Source organism: Bradyrhizobium sp. HKCCYLRH1030, assembly GCF_051168395.1.
Taxonomy (GTDB): Bacteria; Pseudomonadota; Alphaproteobacteria; order Rhizobiales; family Xanthobacteraceae; genus Bradyrhizobium.
The window spans coordinates 84,772-101,687 of sequence record NZ_JBNPUY010000001.1; the positions used below are offsets into that span (position 1 = coordinate 84,772).

16 protein-coding genes are annotated in these 16,916 nt (G+C 64.1%); 13 read left to right on the plus strand and 3 right to left on the minus strand.

All coding sequences use genetic code 11. The features are described 5' to 3' along the window. Positions 1–5 precede the first annotated feature (5 nt). Both ACQR1E_RS00345 and ACQR1E_RS00350 read right to left on the minus strand, forming a co-directional pair. Complete coding sequence (locus ACQR1E_RS00345) at positions 6–533, minus strand: GNAT family N-acetyltransferase (RefSeq protein ID WP_315711635.1); 528 nt, start codon at positions 531–533, stop codon at positions 6–8. 2 nt (positions 534–535) lie between these two features. Next, complete coding sequence (locus ACQR1E_RS00350) at positions 536–1,102, minus strand: helix-turn-helix domain-containing protein (protein ID WP_315711636.1); 567 nt, start codon at positions 1,100–1,102, stop codon at positions 536–538. Positions 1,103–1,312: 210 nt separating this feature from the next. On the opposite strand from ACQR1E_RS00350, the gene secG reads away from it, so the two are divergent. The 8 genes from secG (at position 1,313) to ACQR1E_RS00390 (ending at position 10,389) form a co-directional block, all read left to right on the plus strand. After that, positions 1,313–1,696 carry a preprotein translocase subunit SecG gene (secG, locus tag ACQR1E_RS00355; protein WP_316185825.1) on the plus strand — a complete coding sequence of 128 codons (384 nt, stop codon included), beginning with the start codon at positions 1,313–1,315 and terminating at the stop codon, positions 1,694–1,696. 167 nt (positions 1,697–1,863) lie between these two features. Beyond that, a complete protein-coding gene (locus ACQR1E_RS00360; protein ID WP_316188250.1) occupies positions 1,864–3,495 on the plus strand; it encodes a CTP synthase in 1,632 nt (543 codons plus the stop codon). Between the two features lie 198 nt (positions 3,496–3,693). Next, positions 3,694–4,020 carry an NIPSNAP family protein gene (locus ACQR1E_RS00365; RefSeq protein ID WP_315827488.1) on the plus strand — a complete coding sequence of 109 codons (327 nt, stop codon included), beginning with the start codon at positions 3,694–3,696 and terminating at the stop codon, positions 4,018–4,020. Positions 4,021–4,137: 117 nt separating this feature from the next. Then, positions 4,138–5,001: a 3-deoxy-8-phosphooctulonate synthase gene (gene kdsA / locus ACQR1E_RS00370; protein WP_434896527.1), complete on the plus strand. Its 864-nt coding sequence runs from the start codon at positions 4,138–4,140 to the stop codon at positions 4,999–5,001. Continuing rightward, positions 5,001–6,212 (plus strand): MFS transporter, encoded by a 1,212-nt coding sequence (locus ACQR1E_RS00375; RefSeq protein ID WP_434896528.1) that lies wholly within the window; start codon positions 5,001–5,003, stop codon positions 6,210–6,212. Before kdsA ends, ACQR1E_RS00375 begins: the two co-directional genes overlap by 1 nt. A 1,161-nt stretch (positions 6,213–7,373) precedes the next feature. Beyond that, positions 7,374–7,655 carry a YrhB domain-containing protein gene (locus ACQR1E_RS00380; RefSeq protein ID WP_434844845.1) on the plus strand — a complete coding sequence of 94 codons (282 nt, stop codon included), beginning with the start codon at positions 7,374–7,376 and terminating at the stop codon, positions 7,653–7,655. A gap of 81 nt (positions 7,656–7,736) precedes the next feature. Continuing rightward, on the plus strand, positions 7,737–8,285 hold the full coding sequence (locus ACQR1E_RS00385) for a DUF6998 domain-containing protein (protein ID WP_434844846.1): 549 nt from the start codon (positions 7,737–7,739) through the stop codon (positions 8,283–8,285). Beyond that, positions 8,278–10,389, plus strand: coding sequence for a KAP family NTPase (locus tag ACQR1E_RS00390; RefSeq protein ID WP_434896529.1), 2,112 nt, complete (start codon positions 8,278–8,280; stop codon positions 10,387–10,389). Before ACQR1E_RS00385 ends, ACQR1E_RS00390 begins: the two co-directional genes overlap by 8 nt. A 141-nt stretch (positions 10,390–10,530) precedes the next feature. On the opposite strand, the gene queF is transcribed toward ACQR1E_RS00390, so the two are convergent. Continuing rightward, positions 10,531–11,007 (minus strand): preQ(1) synthase, encoded by a 477-nt coding sequence (gene queF, locus ACQR1E_RS00395; RefSeq protein WP_315750940.1) that lies wholly within the window; start codon positions 11,005–11,007, stop codon positions 10,531–10,533. A 174-nt stretch (positions 11,008–11,181) separates the two neighbouring features. On the opposite strand from queF, the gene eno reads away from it, so the two are divergent. From eno to ACQR1E_RS00420, 5 genes are all read left to right on the plus strand, one after another. After that, the gene (gene eno, locus ACQR1E_RS00400) at positions 11,182–12,465 is read left to right on the plus strand and encodes a phosphopyruvate hydratase (protein ID WP_315738192.1); all 1,284 of its coding nucleotides are present in this window, start codon (positions 11,182–11,184) and stop codon (positions 12,463–12,465) included. A 38-nt stretch (positions 12,466–12,503) separates the two neighbouring features. After that, positions 12,504–13,646, plus strand: coding sequence for a zinc-binding dehydrogenase (locus ACQR1E_RS00405; protein ID WP_434844848.1), 1,143 nt, complete (start codon positions 12,504–12,506; stop codon positions 13,644–13,646). A 119-nt stretch (positions 13,647–13,765) separates the two neighbouring features. Next, complete coding sequence (locus ACQR1E_RS00410; protein ID WP_316186344.1) at positions 13,766–14,761, plus strand: MBL fold metallo-hydrolase; 996 nt, start codon at positions 13,766–13,768, stop codon at positions 14,759–14,761. Between the two features lie 247 nt (positions 14,762–15,008). After that, complete coding sequence (locus ACQR1E_RS00415) at positions 15,009–16,178, plus strand: serine hydrolase domain-containing protein (protein WP_316186101.1); 1,170 nt, start codon at positions 15,009–15,011, stop codon at positions 16,176–16,178. A gap of 147 nt (positions 16,179–16,325) precedes the next feature. Further along, on the plus strand, positions 16,326–16,883 hold the full coding sequence (locus ACQR1E_RS00420; protein ID WP_316165286.1) for an NADPH-dependent FMN reductase: 558 nt from the start codon (positions 16,326–16,328) through the stop codon (positions 16,881–16,883). Positions 16,884–16,916: the final 33 nt, after the last annotated feature.

Here is a 16,916-nt window from a genome sequence, read left to right on the forward strand (position 1 = left end):
ACGCCTCAGTCCGCCTGTTCGATTCGCTTCCAATAGATCTTCGTGCCGGTAAGGCCGCCATGCGGCTTCAAGGCATAGTCCGGAATGGTTCCGCTCAGCTGGAAGCCGACGCTTTCATAAAGCCGTGAGGCGCCCCCATCCTCGGCGGTATCGAGGACCAGCATCGTCCGACCGTGCGCGCGGGCGAGGTTTTCGGCCGCGCGCAGCAGCGCGGTCGCGATTCCGCGTTTGCGGTGGCTGATGCGCGTCATCATCTTTGCGATCTCGGCGCGGTGCGGCTGGTTCGGCGGCAGCTTCAGCTGCAACGTGACGGTCGCGATCACATCCTCGCCGTCGAAGGCGCCAAGAACGGCTCGTTCGCCGCGCGCCGCGGCCGAAAGCGATTCCCGCCAGAAGGCGTCGGCATCCTCCTCGCGAAGCGGGTGCATGAAACTGACCGAGCCACCATCGGCGACCGTCTCGATCAGCATGGCGCGAAGCGCGCTTCGAACGACCGGTGTGTCCGATAGGGATGCAATTCGAATCGCGGACATTCTCAACTCCGGGCAAGCGCCACGACATAGACGCAGGGTGCGTCCGACTCGTTGGCAAAGGTGGTGTCGATCGGTGGGCCGAAGCCGAGGCAGTCGCCGGGGCCGAGGACGTGGCGTTCCGCGCCTTCCGTGATGGTCAATTGCCCGCTCTGCACCCAGAGAAGCTGGCGGATGTGGATGTATGAGGAGGCCGGCAAGGTCACGCTGCGGTGCGCCGGCATCTCGACGGTCACCAACTCGATCGGATGATCCGGCCTGAGAAAGACCTGGCGCCGGACATAGCCCGTGTCCGGATCGCGCCAGACCGGCTGCTCGGCCGCCTTGGACAGGCGCTCCGACTGGGCCTCGGCTCGGAGCATCAAGCCGGCCAGCGTGAGATCGAACGCGCTTGCCAGCTTGACCAGGATGACCGCCGTCGGGCTGACCTCGGCGCGCTCGATCTTGCTGATGGTGGCCTTTGACACTCCCGAGCGCTCGGCAAGGTCGGCCAGCGACCAGCCGCGGCTGTCCCGTTCCAGCAGCAGGCGGCGCGCCAGCCGCTGGCTGAAGTCGTCTATTATTTGATCCATATGTCTCTAATAGTAGAAAATGGATGGTCGGGCAAGCCTCGACGACGGGCGGCGCGGCAGCGCTTGTGAGAAGCGCGGCTGCGATTATCTGCGGGGTGGCGTTGCTCGACATGATCGTGTAACACCGCGCAAATTTCCGAATAGCCCGCGAAGCTCTCGCGATCCCGGCCTCCGGTCGGGGCCTGCGAGGGCTTGTGACGGAAGGTCACCATGCAGACTGTCTTGATCGTCATTCACCTCATGATCGTCGCCGTCCTGATCGGCGCCGTGCTGTTGCAGAAGTCCGAAGGCGGCGGCCTCGGCATGGGCGGCGGCGCCGGCTTCATGTCGAGCCGCGGTACCGCAAACCTGCTGACGCGGACCACGGCGATTTTGGCGGTCGGCTTCTTCCTGACGAGCCTGCTGCTGACCTGGCTGGCTGGCTACGATCGCAAACCGACCTCGATTCTCGGCACCTTGCCTGGGCAGACTCAGTCAGGCGGCGCGAGCCCGGTGGCGCCGACCGGGGGCGGCGTGCTCGACCAGCTCAAGAAGGCCGACGAGCAGCAGGCTCCCGCGGCTCCGGCTGCGCCGCAGGCACCGCAATCGCAATAACGCGGATAAGCCATGCAGGAACGCAATTGGCGTCCTGCGTCATGAGGCGGTCTCAAGTACCTGAGACCATTCAGATTTTGAAGTAACCCACAGGCCCGCGACAGCGTTGCGGGCTGCAAGCGATTCGTTTTGGCGAATCGAGCGCGCGGCATTAAAGGTAGGGTCCCATGGCGCGGTACATCTTCATCACCGGCGGCGTGGTTTCCTCGCTCGGAAAGGGTCTGGCTTCAGCCGCGTTAGGCGCGCTGCTGCAGGCCCGCGGCTACAAGGTCCGGCTTCGCAAGCTCGACCCCTATCTCAACCTCGATCCCGGCACGATGTCGCCGTATCAGCACGGCGAAGTGTTCGTGACCGATGATGGCGCCGAGACCGATCTCGATCTCGGACATTACGAACGCTTCACCGGCCGACCGGCGACCAAGGCCGACAACATCACCACGGGCCGGATCTACCAGGACATCCTGACCAAGGAGCGCCGCGGCGACTATCTCGGTGCGACCATCCAGGTCGTCCCGCACGTGACGAACGCGATCAAGGATTTCGTCCTGTCCGGGAATGACGAGTACGATTTCGTGCTGGTCGAGATCGGCGGCACCGTCGGCGACATCGAGGGCCTGCCGTTCTTCGAGGCGATCCGGCAGCTCGGCAATGAGCTGCCGCGCCATCACGCGATCTACATCCACCTCACGCTGCTGCCCTACATCCCGAGCGCCGGCGAGTTGAAGACCAAGCCGACGCAGCATTCGGTCAAGGAGCTGCGCTCGATCGGCATCCAGCCTGACATCCTGTTGTGTCGCACCGACCGCCCGATCCCGAAGGAGGAACGGCGCAAGCTCGGCCTGTTCTGCAACGTGCGAGAAAGCGCCGTCATCGAGGCGCGTGACGTCGACAACATCTATGCCGTGCCGGAGGCCTATCATGCCGCCGGCCTCGACGACGAGGTGCTGGCCGCGTTCGGCATCGAGCCGCGGGTGCCGCCGGCGCTTTCGAGCTGGCACACGATCAACGAGCGCGTCCGCAACCCGGAAGGCGACGTCACGATCGCGATCGTCGGCAAGTACACCGGCATGAAAGACGCCTACAAATCGCTGATCGAGGCGCTGTCGCATGGCGGCATCGCCAACAAGGTGCGCGTCAAGCTCGACTGGATCGAGAGCGAGGTGTTCGAGAACGAAGACCCCGCGCCATTCCTCGAGCACGTCAATGGCATCCTGGTGCCCGGCGGCTTCGGCCAGCGCGGCGCCGAGGGCAAGATCCGTGCGGCGCAATTCGCGCGGGAGCGCGACGTGCCGTATTTCGGCATCTGCTTCGGCATGCAGATGGCGGTCATCGAGGCGGCGCGCAATCTCGTGGGCATCACAGAGGCCAATTCGACCGAGTTCGGTCCGACGCCGGAGCCGCTGGTCGGCCTGATGACGGAATGGCTGCGTGGCAATGAGCTGGAGAAGCGCTCCAAGAGCGGCGATCTCGGCGGCACGATGCGGCTCGGCGCCTATCCTGCGGCGCTCAAGCGCGGCAGCCGCGTCTCCGAGGTCTATGGCGGCGCCACCGAGATCTCCGAGCGGCATCGCCACCGCTACGAGGTCAACACCGCCTACAAGGACCGGCTCGAGCAGCACGGGTTGAAGTTCTCCGGCCTGTCGCCCGACGGCGTGCTGCCGGAGATCGTGGAATACGAGGACCACCCGTGGTTCATCGGCGTCCAGTTCCACCCCGAGCTGAAGTCGCGCCCGTTCGAGCCGCATCCGCTGTTCGCGTCGTTCATTCAGGCCGCAGTGGTGCAGTCGCGACTGGTGTAACGGGCTCGTGGTGCCAAGTCCCGTCATTGCGAGCGGAGCGAAGCAATCCAGAGTCGCGGGCGTGACTCTGGGTTGCTTCGTCGCTGACGCTCCTCGCAACGACGGCCGAGGCGCGCAACGCGACCTTTGACGGCCGCGACGATTGTTGCGACAACGCTCCCCGATCGCGCGAAGCCAGAAAAGATCAGGGAGGATCAGATGATCTACGAGAGCCGCATCTATCGCTGCATTCCGGGCCGGCTGCCGGCGCTGCTGAAGCGTTTCGAAAACACGACGCTGAAGCTGTGGGAGAAGCACGGCATCCGCCCCGTGGGCTTCTTCACGACCCTGATCGGCGAATCCAACCAGGACCTGACCTATTTCCTGGCCTGGGAATCGCTCGCCGAGCGCGAGACCAAGTGGACCAAGTTCATGTCCGATCCCGACTGGATCTCGGCGCGTGCCAAGAGCGAGGAGGACGGCCAGATCGTTGCCAACATCACCAGCCAGTTCCTGGTGCCGACGGCGTTCTCGGCGCTGAAATAGAGGCTGGGGAGGGGCTGGGATGACCGATCCCCGCAACCCTGCTATTCGCAGGCAAACGCCGGTTGATCCGGCAGCCGGCGCTGGGCCATGGTCGCGCGCTCTCATGAGGATGATGTCGTGAACGCTTCGATCTCTGCCGCGCCGGTCGTCAGCCTCGGCTCCGTCAAGTTTGGCAACCACCTGCCGCTCGCCGTGATCGCCGGCCCATGCCAGCTCGAGAGCCGCGCGCATGCGCTCGAGGTCGCCTCGGCGCTGAAGGAGATCGCGACGCGGCTCGGCATCGGGCTCGTCTACAAGACCTCGTTCGACAAGGCCAACCGCACCTCGGCCTCCGCCGCACGCGGCCTCGGCCTGGCGCAGTCGCTGCCGATCTTCGCCGAGATCCGGTCTTCGCTCGGCCTGCCGGTGCTGACCGACGTGCATGACGCCAGCCAGTGCGCCGAGGTGGCGCAGGCGGTCGACGTGCTGCAGATCCCGGCCTTCCTGTGCCGGCAGACCGACCTGCTGCTGGCGGCCGCGGCGACGGGCAAGGTCGTCAACGTCAAGAAGGGCCAGTTCCTGGCGCCCTGGGACATGGCCAATGTGGTGGCCAAGATCACGAGCTCCGGCAATCCAAACGTGCTGGTCACCGAGCGCGGCGTCTCGTTCGGCTACAACACGCTGGTCTCCGACATGCGGTCGCTGCCGATCATGGCGCGCACGACCGGCGCACCGGTCATCTTCGATGCGACCCACTCCGTGCAGCAGCCGGGCGGCAAGGGCACGTCCTCGGGCGGCGAGCGCGAGTTCGTGCCGGTGCTGGCACGCGCGGCGGTGGCCGTCGGCGTCGCCGGTGTGTTCATCGAGACGCATCCGGATCCCGATCATGCGCCCTCCGACGGGCCGAACATGGTCCCGCTCGCGCAGTTCGAGGGGCTGCTGCGAACGCTGATGGCGTTCGATGCACTCGCCAAGGCGCCGTCGGCGGACGCCGGGCGCTGATGCACCAGACCGCCGCCAAGCCCGCGGGGCAGAAGTTTCCGCCGGCGGTGAACATCATCGCCCTCGCAGGCTTCTCGGCGGCGCTGTCGACGCGGGCGCTCGATCCGGTGCTGCCGCATGTCGCCGAGGATTTCGCGATCAGCATCACGACCGCGGCCGGCATTGCCGCGGGCTATGCGCTGATCTACGCGCTGATCCAGCCGGCGATCGGCGCCGCCGCCGATCTGTTCGGCAAGGCGCGGCTGATGACGCTGTGCCTGGCGCTGCTCGGTGTCGCCAGCATCCTCGGTGCGCTCGCCACCTCGTTTCCGCTGCTGTTCGCCTCGCGCATCCTCGCCGGCATCGCCTCGGGCGGCGTGTTTCCGGTGGCGCTCGGGCTGACCAGCGATCTCGTTGCACCCGACAAGCGGCAGGTCGCGATCGGCCGCACGCTCGCGGGCTCGATGGCGGGCAACCTGCTCGGTGCGACGGCATCCGGCATCATCGGCGATCTCATCGGCTGGCGCGGCGTGCTCGCGATCCTTGGCGCACTCGGGCTGATCGCCTCCTTCGCGGTGGCCGCAGGCTTTCGCGGCGCCAAGGTCACGCATGCGCCGACCACCGATCTCGCCGCGCTGAGGAAGGGCTACCGCACCATCTTCACCAACCCCAATTCGCGCTTCTGCTTCTCGGCGGTGTTCGTCGAAGGCTGCTGCGTGTTCGGGCTGTTTCCGTTCATCGCCTCGTTCCTGTTCGATCTCGGCGAGACCTCGCTGTCGATCGCGGGCATCGTCATCGCGGGCTTCGCGGTCGGCGGCCTGTTCTACACGTTCACGGTCTCGAACTTCCTGCCGCGGCTCGGCGTCAAGGGTATGATGATCACGGGCGCTGCCCTGGTCGGGCTGCAGCTTGCCGCGCTCGCCTTCGGTCCGGGCTGGAAGCTGCAGTTCGGCTGCATGCTGCTGATGGGCTGGGGCTTCTACATGATCCATGGCTGCCTGCAGGTGTTCGCCAGCGAGCTGTCGATCGGGGCGCGCGCGACCGCGATGTCGCTGCACTCGTTCTTCTTCTTCATGGGCCAGACGGTCGGCCCGATCGCCTATGGCTTCGGCTTGGTCCATGGCGGCAAGCAGCCGACGTTGCTGATCGCCGCCATCATGATGGTCGCGCTCGGCTTCGCCTGCGCCGCGCTGCTGCGGCAGCGGCCGCCGGCAGATGCGGCGGTCAGCTGACGGCCATGTCGGACACGGGCGCGGGCCCATTGCATCTGAAGACATGGTCCCGTCGCGGCAGCAACGCCTGCTAATTTGTTGCTCCGTCATGGCCGGGCTTGTCCCGGTCATCCACGTCGTTCGGCGCGCTGAGAAGGACGTGGATGCCCGGGCCTTCGCCGCGCCGAAGCGGCTTCGGCCGCGCAGGCGGGACAAGCCCGGGCATGACGACGTGGAGACGGGCGAGGGCAAAATGCCCATCGTTAGCTGCGATGGTCCTGGGAAAGTGCGGCGAGGGCGTTTCTCGCTCTCGATGCTGAAGATGCGCGGCTGAGACATATCGGCGCTTTCGTTGGCCGCGGGACGCACCGCCGCCATCTCGCGGCGCGTCGGCGTCCGAGCTTTGCCTTGGGACATGCCCTCTTTCTGAGAAGAGGGCACGGGGAATGCCGGGAGCTGGCCGCCCCCATGGCCCGCCAGCAGAAAAAAATGCTGGCGGCAGGAACCACAGGTTCAGCCGAGACATCCCGGCATTCCCCGCGCGATGGTTGGGCGGCTTATACGTACTCTCCCCGGGGACCGGGCTGTCTTGCCCCCGTGACCGGCGGATCATCACCACCAGCGTAGCCTCAGCGTCGGGAGGCCAGGACCATACGATTTCGCCGGCGCATCAGGACCGTTCGTCCGCATGAGTGATCACGCTGCGAACCCGACACGCCCACCGCATCCCGCCTCAACGTCCGTGACGACCGCGAAGCGCCCCTCTGATCGAGACGGGACGACGATAGTCAATCATGAATTCTGATAAAGCGAAAGTGGAATATTTTTAGCGGGAGGTCTGAGAGCGGTGATCGGCTTGAAAGCGCGGCACAAATTGGCTTTCGGGGGCAGCGGTTTGATGGTTGCGTCGACTGAGAAGGTCGAACGGGAGCGTGCCCGTCGGGCGACTCAGTGGCCATAGGCTCGCGGGCGGGAGAAGATTCATTCAGTGGTGCGGTACAGGGCTGAGACCCAGGAAGGCCTGCTCAACTGAAAAGTACCAAGCCAAATAGATGAGTATCCGTGAGGCCACACAGGCGCAGGCTACCTGAATATTTCCCGAAACACTGTCTGACTTGTTCGTAATGCCCACAACGAGCGGGTATAAGTCTGCCAGTTTGCATGGTGTTTGAGGACTCACGGATGGTTTCTTTCGACGAAGCGAGAGAGTTGGCCGCCAGTCACGTCGCGGAACTGGAGCAAGTGGCTGGATGCGAGTTGGTGGTTCTTCAAGAGGCCACGAAAAATGTGGAGCAAGGATGGGTCTTCTTTTATGACTCAAAGTTGCATCAAGAGACGGACGAGTTTCAGTATGCGCTTGCCGGAAACGCTCCCATCTTCATAGATCGGGACGGCAAGCTCCGAAATTTGCCTACCTACCTGTCGTGGCAGGAAGGGCTGAAGCTGGTGCTTGCAGAAAATTGAGACGGGTTTGATCGTCGCTCTAGAAGAGAACTGCCGGAAATTCGTCTTTGCTCCTGCCAAATCTTCTTGCAGGATGGCGGCATGACAACCGAAGGTCGTTCCTCCGCCGATATCTCGCCCAGCAATGCAGACGCTGCCGCATGCGTTCGTGCAATCCTGGCCGCCGTCCGCCCCCTGGCAGCCGAGTACTATGCCCTTACAGGTAAGCCCCTGGGCGTCACCGGTGAGATCGCCGAGTTCGCCGCCGCAGAATGCCTCGGTCTTGAGCTCACGGTGGCGCGTACCGCTGGGTATGACGCCGTTCGCCAAAGTCCGAACGGGCCCGTTCGTATCCAGGTCGAGGGCCGCGCCTGCACCGGGAATGCAAACCGAGGCCAGCGGATCGGGCGCATCAAGCTCGACTCCGCCTGCGACGTGGTTCTTGTGGTGCTGCTAGACGCCGCGATCCTTGAACCAATTGAAATGTGGGAAGCGCCCTTCAGCTCCGTCTCCCGGCGTCTTGCCGAACCGGGCTCTCGGGCCCGCAACGAACGCGGCGCCCTCAGCATCAGCGATTTTGAGCGACTGAGTGGCGCCCGCCAGGTCTGGCCGCGCCAAATGTCAGCAGTAGAAACGAGGTGCCATGGCTGAGGACAGCAAGGAGAAAGGGTCGGAGTCGCCGGGCAAGCCTGAGCGCCCGATCGATCATGCAAGCCAGGATGTCCTTGGGCGATTGAATTTCGTCCGGCGACTGGCGGATTCATTGATTGATAAGCAGACGCAAAAGTCTCGCGGCATTGCCGTTGGCATTACGGGCCCTTGGGGAAGCGGTAAGTCTTCAATCCTAAATCTGTTAAGCGAGCACTTAAAGACAACGTATCCCAAAGCGGTCGTGGTCCGTTTCGATCCGTGGCTCATCTCTGGTCGCACGGACCTGATCGGTGAATTCATTCGCGAACTCATCCGTACGATCAATGCAGAGTCGAAGGCGAGCGCGCAGCTACGGAAAATTGGGCAAACCCTCGCGACCTATGGCGGCTATATCGCCCCAATCGCTAGTATGGCGAACCCGCTGCTTGGCCGCATCATGAAAGGCGGAGCGGACGCCTACAAAGAGGCGGCCAAAAGCCGCGAGAGTCTCAGCGCCCTGAAATCCCGCCTCATGAGGGAACTCGCTGCGGTCGATGTGCCGATCGTCGTTTTGATCGACGAGCTCGACCGGGTTGAAGATGAAGAAATACGCACTATCGCACAATTGGTCCGTTCCGTCGCCGATTTCCCAGGGATCTCCTACGTCTTGGCCTACGACGAGAAGCGCGTCGTTCAGGCCCTGGGACTGGGGCATGCGACCGCTGAAAAGCGCGGCCGCGCCTATCTTGAAAAGATCGTCCAACTCCAAATTCCCCTTCCAACAATCTTTGCGAATGAGGTCGCCGAGCTTTTGACGAACGAGCTCCAGATGCTCAAAGACCAGCTCGCCTTGCCGGACGGCTTCGACACGCTGGACCGCTATCAAAAACTGGTCAAGCTTCTCTCCGAACAAGTTCTGGATACGCCTCGCGATGTGTCACGACTGACGGGCACGTTCCACGCGATCGCCGGAATGTTGCGCGACGAAGTGGACTGGATCGATCTGCTCGGCTTCAGCGTCCTCCTTACAAAGGCACCCCAGGCAGTGGAATTGCTGCGGTCACAGCCCGACGAGTTTACGAGCGAAATCTTCTCGGAGGCAGGTATGGTTCGCCGCCTTCAGGATCGGCTCGACCACCAGGAGGAAAAAAAGGGAGAACGGCTCAAAAAGCTCCTGCCAGACTCCGAGTATCCCGAGGGCATCCGATCATTGCTCGGTTTTATGTTCCCGGTCGTCTCCTCGGCGTTGCAAAGTAAGAGCCGAGACGACGATAGCCCGGATGCGATCCACCATCGCCGTCCATTCATAACAACCTTGAGATTGGGCTTGCCACCTGGCGAATACTCGCGGACCAGCATTCTGGCGTTTTTGAAAGCTCCGCCTGAAGAGGCTGCAGAGATACTTCGTACAGCATTCAGCAAAGGCTCCCTGCGCGCATTCATCGATCGATTTGACGACATCTACACCCAGGTGCCCAGCATCGACCATGTTAATCTATGGCGCGGCATCGCGCTCTTTGCCAGGAAGCCTGACTGCGAATGGCTTCATAGCTACAGTCCGATGCACGAAATCGTCCAAAATCTCGCTGAGATCCTAGAGAATTGCATTCGGCGCAATCCAGAGTTTCAAGACACAGCCACCAAGATCTTCGTCAACCTCAAAAACCAGAATGAAGACGCGCTTGTAGCTTTGTGGCTTCGTCGGCAAGTCCTTCGTCATGGCCTCTATGGAAATGTGAAGCATCCGGAAAATGCCGTCATCTTAACGGCGGAGCAAACGGACGCAGTCGCCAAGGACTTGTCTCATCGCTGGCGTACGGAGCATTTAACCGGGAAGCTGATCCCATGCCTTTGGGACCTGACGCCGATTTACACCATGCTCGATACGGGGATCTGGGATGATCCATGCCGAAAGGCGCTGGATGCTGAGCTGAGCAATGAGCGCGTGGTTGACGGTCTCACGCTCATGCTCTACGGCGGAATCTATTTCACCGCACAAGAGACGATCTCAAAGATCTGCACTTATGCTCAATATCGTGCCAAAGTGGATCTGCGTCTAAAGAGCGACAATATCGAAGACTCCGTGCGGGTCGCTTTGGAAAAGGCCAAAGACGGGCGCTGGTAGAGCGCCGGACGCTCTTCAGCCATGCGCTTTATGAACTTCGGAGACAGTGCGTCACAACGGCCTTCATTCCGGGTTATAGACCTGCGCTTTGCCCCCGAATGACGGTGGCTGTGACGCCGTTGGACGAGCGATTGTTGGACCTCACCCCCGCCCGCGATACGGCGCCACGCCTTGGTCCGGCACCCACAATCCCTTTGGCAGCTTGCCGGTCTGCCAGAACACGTCGATCGGGATGCCGCCGCGGGGGTACCAGTAGCCGCCGATGCGCAGCCATTTGGGCTTGAGCTCGGTGGCGAGGCGCTTGCCGATCGCGACCGTGCAGTCCTCGTGGAACGCGCCATGGTTGCGGAAGCTCGCCAGATAGAGCTTGAGCGACTTCGACTCCACCAGCCACGGGCCGGGGGCATAGTCGATCACGAGATGGGCGAAGTCGGGTTGGCCCGTCACCGGGCATAGCGACGTGAATTCCGGCACCGTGAAGCGGGCCAGATAATCGGTGTCCTTCTGCGGGTTGGGAACGCGGTCGAGCGTCGCTGCATCCGGGCTGTCCGGCGCCGCCACCTCTCGGCCCAGCTGAAGGCCGGCCGATGTCGGGGATGTGTTGGGTCTTTTCGCCATGTGTCGTGTCACCTGCCGCAGTGGCGCCCGTTTAGCCAATCGGGGCGCCCCCGTCACCCGCTTCGTGATTTGGTCGTGACTTGATTTCAACGCCACTTGGCCTTTTCGCGCTCGCGGGCTTGCGGTAGAAGCAGCGCAACAACGCCCACCTAGAAACGCTCGCGAGAGGACCTCATGACCGCCATCGTCGACATCATCGGCCGCGAAATCCTGGACAGCCGCGGCAATCCCACGGTCGAGGTCGACGTCGTGCTGGAGGACGGCTCGGTCGGCCGCGCTGCCGTGCCGTCCGGCGCTTCCACCGGCGCCCACGAGGCGGTCGAGCTGCGCGACGGCGACAAGCACCGCTATCTCGGCAAGGGCGTGCTGAAGGCCGTCGAAGCCATCAACGACGAGGTCTATGAGGCGCTCAGCGACATGTCGGTGCAGGACCAGGTCCAGATCGACCAGATCCTGATCGAGCTCGACGGCACCGAGAACAAGAGCCGGATCGGCGCCAACGCCATTCTCGGCGTCTCGCTCGCCTGCGCCAAGGCGGCGGCGATCTCCTACGACATGCCGCTGTATCGCTATGTCGGCGGCACCTCGGCCCGCACCCTGCCGGTGCCGATGATGAACATCGTCAATGGCGGCGTCCACGCCGACAATCCGATCGATTTCCAGGAGTTCATGATCATGCCGGTGGGCGCGCCGAGCTTCGCGGAGGCGCTGCGCTGCGGCTCGGAGATCTTCCACACGCTCAAGGCCGAGCTGAAGAAGGCGGGCCACAACACCAATGTCGGCGATGAGGGCGGCTTCGCGCCGAACCTGCCGTCGGCGGACGCAGCCCTCGACTTCGTCATGAGCGCGATCGGCAAGGCCGGCTACACCGCCGGCGAGGACGTCATGCTGGCGCTCGACTGCGCCGCGACCGAATTCTTCAAGGACGGCAAGTACGTCTACGAGGGCGAGAACAAGTCGCGCTCGCGCTCCGAGCAGGCCAAGTACCTTGCGGATCTGGTCGCCCGCTACCCGATCGCCTCGATAGAGGACGGCATGTCGGAGGACGACATGGACGGCTGGAAGGAGCTGACCGACCTGATCGGCCACAAGTGCCAGCTCGTCGGCGACGACCTGTTCGTCACCAACGTCAACCGTCTCGCCGACGGCATCCGCAACGGCCGCGCCAACTCGATCCTGATCAAGGTCAACCAGATCGGCACGCTCACCGAGACGCTGGCCGCGGTCGAGATGGCCTACAAGGCCGGCTACACCGCTGTGATGTCGCACCGCTCCGGCGAGACCGAGGATTCCACGATCGCCGATCTCGCCGTCGCCACCAATTGCGGGCAGATCAAGACCGGCTCGCTGGCGCGCGCCGACCGCACCGCCAAGTACAACCAGCTGCTGCGCATCGAGCAGGAGCTGGACGCGCAGGCCAAATATGCGGGCAGGGCGGCGCTGAAGGCGCTGGCCTGAGTCTGGACAAGCTAACCAAAGAAAAAAGGGAGGCACGCATGGGTGTCGAGACACAGGGCCTGCAACTGCGGACGTTGATCAAGCGCAGCGGCGAGCTCGAGCTCTCGCTGGTGGACGTGCCGACCCCGGAGCCCGGACCGGACGAGGTCGTGGTCCGGATCGAGGCGGCGCCGATCAACCCGTCCGATCTCGGCCTCCTCGTCGGCGCGGCCGATCTGTCGACCCTGCAGGCGTCCGGCACCAAGGAGCGGCCCGTGATCACCGCCAAGGTGCCGGAGGCGGGGATGCGGGCGATGGCCGGCCGGCTCGACGAGTCCTTGGCCGTCGGCAACGAGGGCGCCGGCGTCGTGGTCAAGACCGGGTCGTCGGATGCCGCCAAGGCGCTGATGGGCCGCACGGTCGCGGCCATCGGCGGCGCGATGTACAGCCAGTATCGCTGCCTGAAGCTCTCCGAATGCCTGCCGCTGCCGGCCGGCACCACGCCGGCCGAGGGCGCCTCCTGCTTCGTCAATCCGCTGACCTCGCTCGGCATGACCGAGACGATGCGGCGCGAGGGCCATACTGCGCTGGTGCACACGGCCGCCGCGTCCAATCTCGGGCAGATGCTCAACAAGATCTGCCTCAAGGACGGCATCCCGCTCGTCAACATCGTGCGCAGCGCTGATCAGGCCGAGTTGTTGCGCGGCATCGGCGCGAAATACATCGTGGATTCGACGGCGCCGACTTTCATGGACGACCTGATCGCGGCGCTGGTCGAGACCGGCGCGACCATCGCCTTCGATGCGATCGGCGGCGGCAAGCTCGCCGGCCAGATCCTCAACGCGATGGAAGCTGCGATCAACAAGTCCGGCAAGCATCCCTACAGCCGCTACGGCTCGAACGTGCACAAGCAGGTCTACATCTACGGTAGCCTCGACACGCGCCCGACCGAGATCACGCGCGGCTTCGGCATGACCTGGAGCGTCGGCGGCTGGCTGCTGTTTCCGTTCCTGATGAAGATCGGCAAGGCGGATACCGAGCGGCTGCGCCAGCGCGTCGTCGACGAGCTGAAGACGACCTTTGCGAGCCACTACACCAAGGTCGTTTCCTTGTCCGAGGCGCTCGATCCGGCCAACCTTGCCGTGTACGCCAAACGGGCCACCGGCGAAAAATTCCTCATCGACCCCAACAAAGAGAAGTGACCTAACGTCGCTCCTCGGACGTTGCTGACGGGCTTGCGTTTGGCCCGCATGCGGAGACAATCCGCCCCGTTTGTCTGGGGGCGGTGTCAGCCGCATGGAGCACTGAGGAGAGATTTGTCATGACCCGATTGGATCGCCGTCGATTTCTGGCCGGTGCGGCCCTCGCCGGGGCTGCAACCGCTTTGCCGCCGCTGGCCGGACGGGCACGCGCAGCGGTTGCACCCGCCGGCGCGCAGGCGCCCGGCTTCTATCGCTACAAGGTCGGCGACTATGAATGCACCTCCGTCAATGACGGCGCGCGCACCTTCCCGATGCCCGACACGTTCGTCGTCAACACGGCGAAGGACGACGCGCTCGCGGCTGCCGAAAGCGCCTACATGCCGAAGGGCATGATCACGATCCCCTTCAATCCGCAGCTGATCAACACCGGCTCCAAGCTGGTCCTGATCGACACCGGCAACGGCGCTGGCGCCTTCGAGGCCAGCAAGGGCGCGGTTGGCCGCACGCTGCAGAACCTCGCTGCCGCCGGCGTCGATCCGAAGAGCATCGACGTCGTCGTGCTCTCCCACATGCATGGGGACCACATCAACGGCCTCAAGCTCGCGGACGGCTCGCTGGCGTTCCCGAACGCCGAGCTGAAGGTGCCGGCCAAGGAGTGGGCGTTCTGGAATAGCGACGAGAACGCCGCCAAAGCGCAGACCGACTTGATGAAGGGCAACTTCGCCAACTTCAAGAAGGTGTTCGGCGGGCTCGAGAGCAACGTCACTCAGTACGAGTGGGACAAGGAGGTCGCGCCCGGCATCACCGCGCTCGGCACGCCCGGTCACACGCCGGGACACACCTCGTTCGCGGTCGCGTCCGGCAACGCCAGGGTCCTGATCCAGGCCGACGTCACCAACGTCCCCGAGCTGTTCCTACGCAACCCCGACTGGCACGTGATGTTCGACACCGATGCCGAGATGGCGCAGGCCACGCGGCACAGGTTCTACGACATGGCCGCCGCCGAGAAGGCCAAGGTGATCGGCTTCCACTTCTCGTTCCCGTCGGTGGGCTATGTCGAGAAGGACGGCGCCAAGTACCGGCTGATTCCGGCGCCGTGGAATCCGGTGATCTGAATATCGGTTAGCGTCATTGCGAGGAGCCCCCGGGTCTCGCCTCCGGCGAGCCCGAGGACAGGCTCCGCGACGAAGCAATCCAGACTCCCAACCGAGCCCTGGATTGCTTCGCTTCGCTCGCAATGACGGAGGAGAGAGGGGGCCGCCTTCGGGCGGCCTGAGCGTTTTTGCATATGCGAGATGTCGGGCTTTCCGCGCCTGTTGCGAACCCCTATGTCGAGCACCTCGGAAATCCCGCAGGATTCGTATGTCGACCGATCCCTCTCCCTCCAACGCCGATCTCTCCAACTGGCGCACTGCGCCGTTCAGCCGCTGGGCCTTTCACAACATCCGCGCGATCCTGCCGGTCGCCGACATCGAGAGCGCGCCGGGCAGCGCCTGGACGCTGCCGTCGAGCCTCGTGTCGTTCGACGATTTCAGCGTGCGGCTGCCCAAGGGCGGCACGCTCGATCTCGACGGTTTCCTGAAGGCGACGGCGACCGACGGGCTCCTGATCCTGCAGGACGGCCGCATCGTCTTCGAAATGTATGACGGCGGCACCGACCGCGACACGCCGCACATCCTGATGTCGGCGACCAAGTCGATCACCGGCCTCATCGTCGGCATCCTGGCCGGCCGCGGCGAGCTCGATGTCGACGCCGAGGTCACGCGCTATGTGCCGGAAGTGGCCGCCACGGCCTATCGCGGCGCCACGATCCGGCAGCTGCTCGACATGCGTGCGGGCGTCGTGTTCGATGGTGCCGGCCTGCAGGCCTATGCCGACGCCGCGGGCTGGGAGCCGGTCGCGCCGGGCACGACGCCAAACCTGCACGATTTCTTTGCGACGATGCGCGCTCAGGCGGCGCCGCATGGCGGCGCCTTCAGCTACGTCTCGTCCAACACCGATCTGCTGGGATGGGCGATCGAGCGCGCCACCGGCCGCAGCTTCGCGAGCCTCGCCGGCAGCCTGCTGTGGAAGCCGATGGGGGCGAGCGGCGAGGCCTTCATCACCCTCGACCGCAACGGCGCGCCGCGCTGCACCGGCGGCTTCTGCGCCACCTTGCGCGACGTCGCCCGGCTCGGCCAGCTCGTGCTGTCAGGCGGGCGGCGGGGCTCTCACACGATCATTCCCGAAGGTTGGATCGACGACATCAGGCACAATGGCGATGTGCAGGCCTGGCGCGACGGCCAATGGCGCGACAGTTTTGCCGCGATCAGCCGCAACATGCACTATCGCAGCGGCTGGTACGTCACAAACGACGCGCCGCAGCTGATGTTCGCGATGGGCATTCACGGCCAGAACCTGTTCGTCGATGCAGCCAACGGCATCGTGATCGCCAAGGTCTCGTCATGGGCGCAGCCGGTCGACGGGCAGGCGATCTGGCTCACACATCAGGCGGTGGCGGAATTCACGCGCTGTCTCAAGGGGACCGGCTGAGCTCCACGACGCGGGCAAGGGTCGGGAACACTCGGGCGTTGCTTGCGATGAAACGCAGTGTTTCGCGTGAGGATGGTCCATGCACTTGCATGTTCCTGCTCGCGCGCCTTAAGTGCGCTCCACACCCCGCTCCTCAAAGGATTCCCCATGCCCGCACCTTATTCGATCGTCGCCCTCGTCGGCAGTCTCCGCAAGGAGAGCTTCACCCTGAAGATCGCCAATGCGCTCGCCAAGCTGGCGCCGGCCAGCCTGAAGATCGACGTGACCACGCTCAACGGCCTGTCGTTCTTCAACCAGGATCTCGAAGCCAATCCGCCGGCCGACTGGCTCGCCCTGCGGGAGAAGCTGAAGGCCTCGAACGGCGTGCTGATCCTGACGCCGGAATACAACCGCTCGATTCCCGGCGTGCTCAAGAATGCGATCGACGTCGCCTCGCGTCCCTATGGGCAGAGTTCGTTCCTGGGCAAGCCGGTCGGCCTCATTTCCAATTCGCCGGGCCCGCTCGGTGGCGTGGCGGCGGCCAAGCATCTGCAGAACATCATGCCTGGCATCTCTGGCCCGGTCATGGGGCAGCCGGAAATCTACCTGAATGGCGTCGGCGACGCCTTCGACGCCCAGGGCGAGCTGGTCAAGGATTCGCTCAAGACGGTGTTGCAGCAATATCTGGATGCATTCGCCGCATTCGTGGCCAAGCAGAACGGCTGATCGCGTTCGCCGCCGCCGCGTCCACCTGCGGCG

What these genes read in the sequence shown, in the direction of transcription:
- ACQR1E_RS00345 (WP_315711635.1), bottom strand. Translation starts at nt 533, where the DNA reads ATGTCCGCGATTCGAATTGCATCCCTATCGGACACACCGGTCGTTCGA.
- ACQR1E_RS00350 (WP_315711636.1), bottom strand. Translation starts at nt 1,102, where the DNA reads ATGGATCAAATAATAGACGACTTCAGCCAGCGGCTGGCGCGCCGCCTG.
- secG (WP_316185825.1), top strand. Translation starts at nt 1,313, where the DNA reads ATGCAGACTGTCTTGATCGTCATTCACCTCATGATCGTCGCCGTCCTG.
- ACQR1E_RS00360 (WP_316188250.1), top strand. Translation starts at nt 1,864, where the DNA reads ATGGCGCGGTACATCTTCATCACCGGCGGCGTGGTTTCCTCGCTCGGA.
- ACQR1E_RS00365 (WP_315827488.1), top strand. Translation starts at nt 3,694, where the DNA reads ATGATCTACGAGAGCCGCATCTATCGCTGCATTCCGGGCCGGCTGCCG.
- ACQR1E_RS00375 (WP_434896528.1), top strand. Translation starts at nt 5,001, where the DNA reads ATGCACCAGACCGCCGCCAAGCCCGCGGGGCAGAAGTTTCCGCCGGCG.
- ACQR1E_RS00380 (WP_434844845.1), top strand. Translation starts at nt 7,374, where the DNA reads ATGGTTTCTTTCGACGAAGCGAGAGAGTTGGCCGCCAGTCACGTCGCG.
- ACQR1E_RS00385 (WP_434844846.1), top strand. Translation starts at nt 7,737, where the DNA reads ATGACAACCGAAGGTCGTTCCTCCGCCGATATCTCGCCCAGCAATGCA.
- ACQR1E_RS00390 (WP_434896529.1), top strand. Translation starts at nt 8,278, where the DNA reads ATGGCTGAGGACAGCAAGGAGAAAGGGTCGGAGTCGCCGGGCAAGCCT.
- queF (WP_315750940.1), bottom strand. Translation starts at nt 11,007, where the DNA reads ATGGCGAAAAGACCCAACACATCCCCGACATCGGCCGGCCTTCAGCTG.
- eno (WP_315738192.1), top strand. Translation starts at nt 11,182, where the DNA reads ATGACCGCCATCGTCGACATCATCGGCCGCGAAATCCTGGACAGCCGC.
- ACQR1E_RS00405 (WP_434844848.1), top strand. Translation starts at nt 12,504, where the DNA reads ATGGGTGTCGAGACACAGGGCCTGCAACTGCGGACGTTGATCAAGCGC.
- ACQR1E_RS00410 (WP_316186344.1), top strand. Translation starts at nt 13,766, where the DNA reads ATGACCCGATTGGATCGCCGTCGATTTCTGGCCGGTGCGGCCCTCGCC.
- ACQR1E_RS00415 (WP_316186101.1), top strand. Translation starts at nt 15,009, where the DNA reads ATGTCGACCGATCCCTCTCCCTCCAACGCCGATCTCTCCAACTGGCGC.
- ACQR1E_RS00420 (WP_316165286.1), top strand. Translation starts at nt 16,326, where the DNA reads ATGCCCGCACCTTATTCGATCGTCGCCCTCGTCGGCAGTCTCCGCAAG.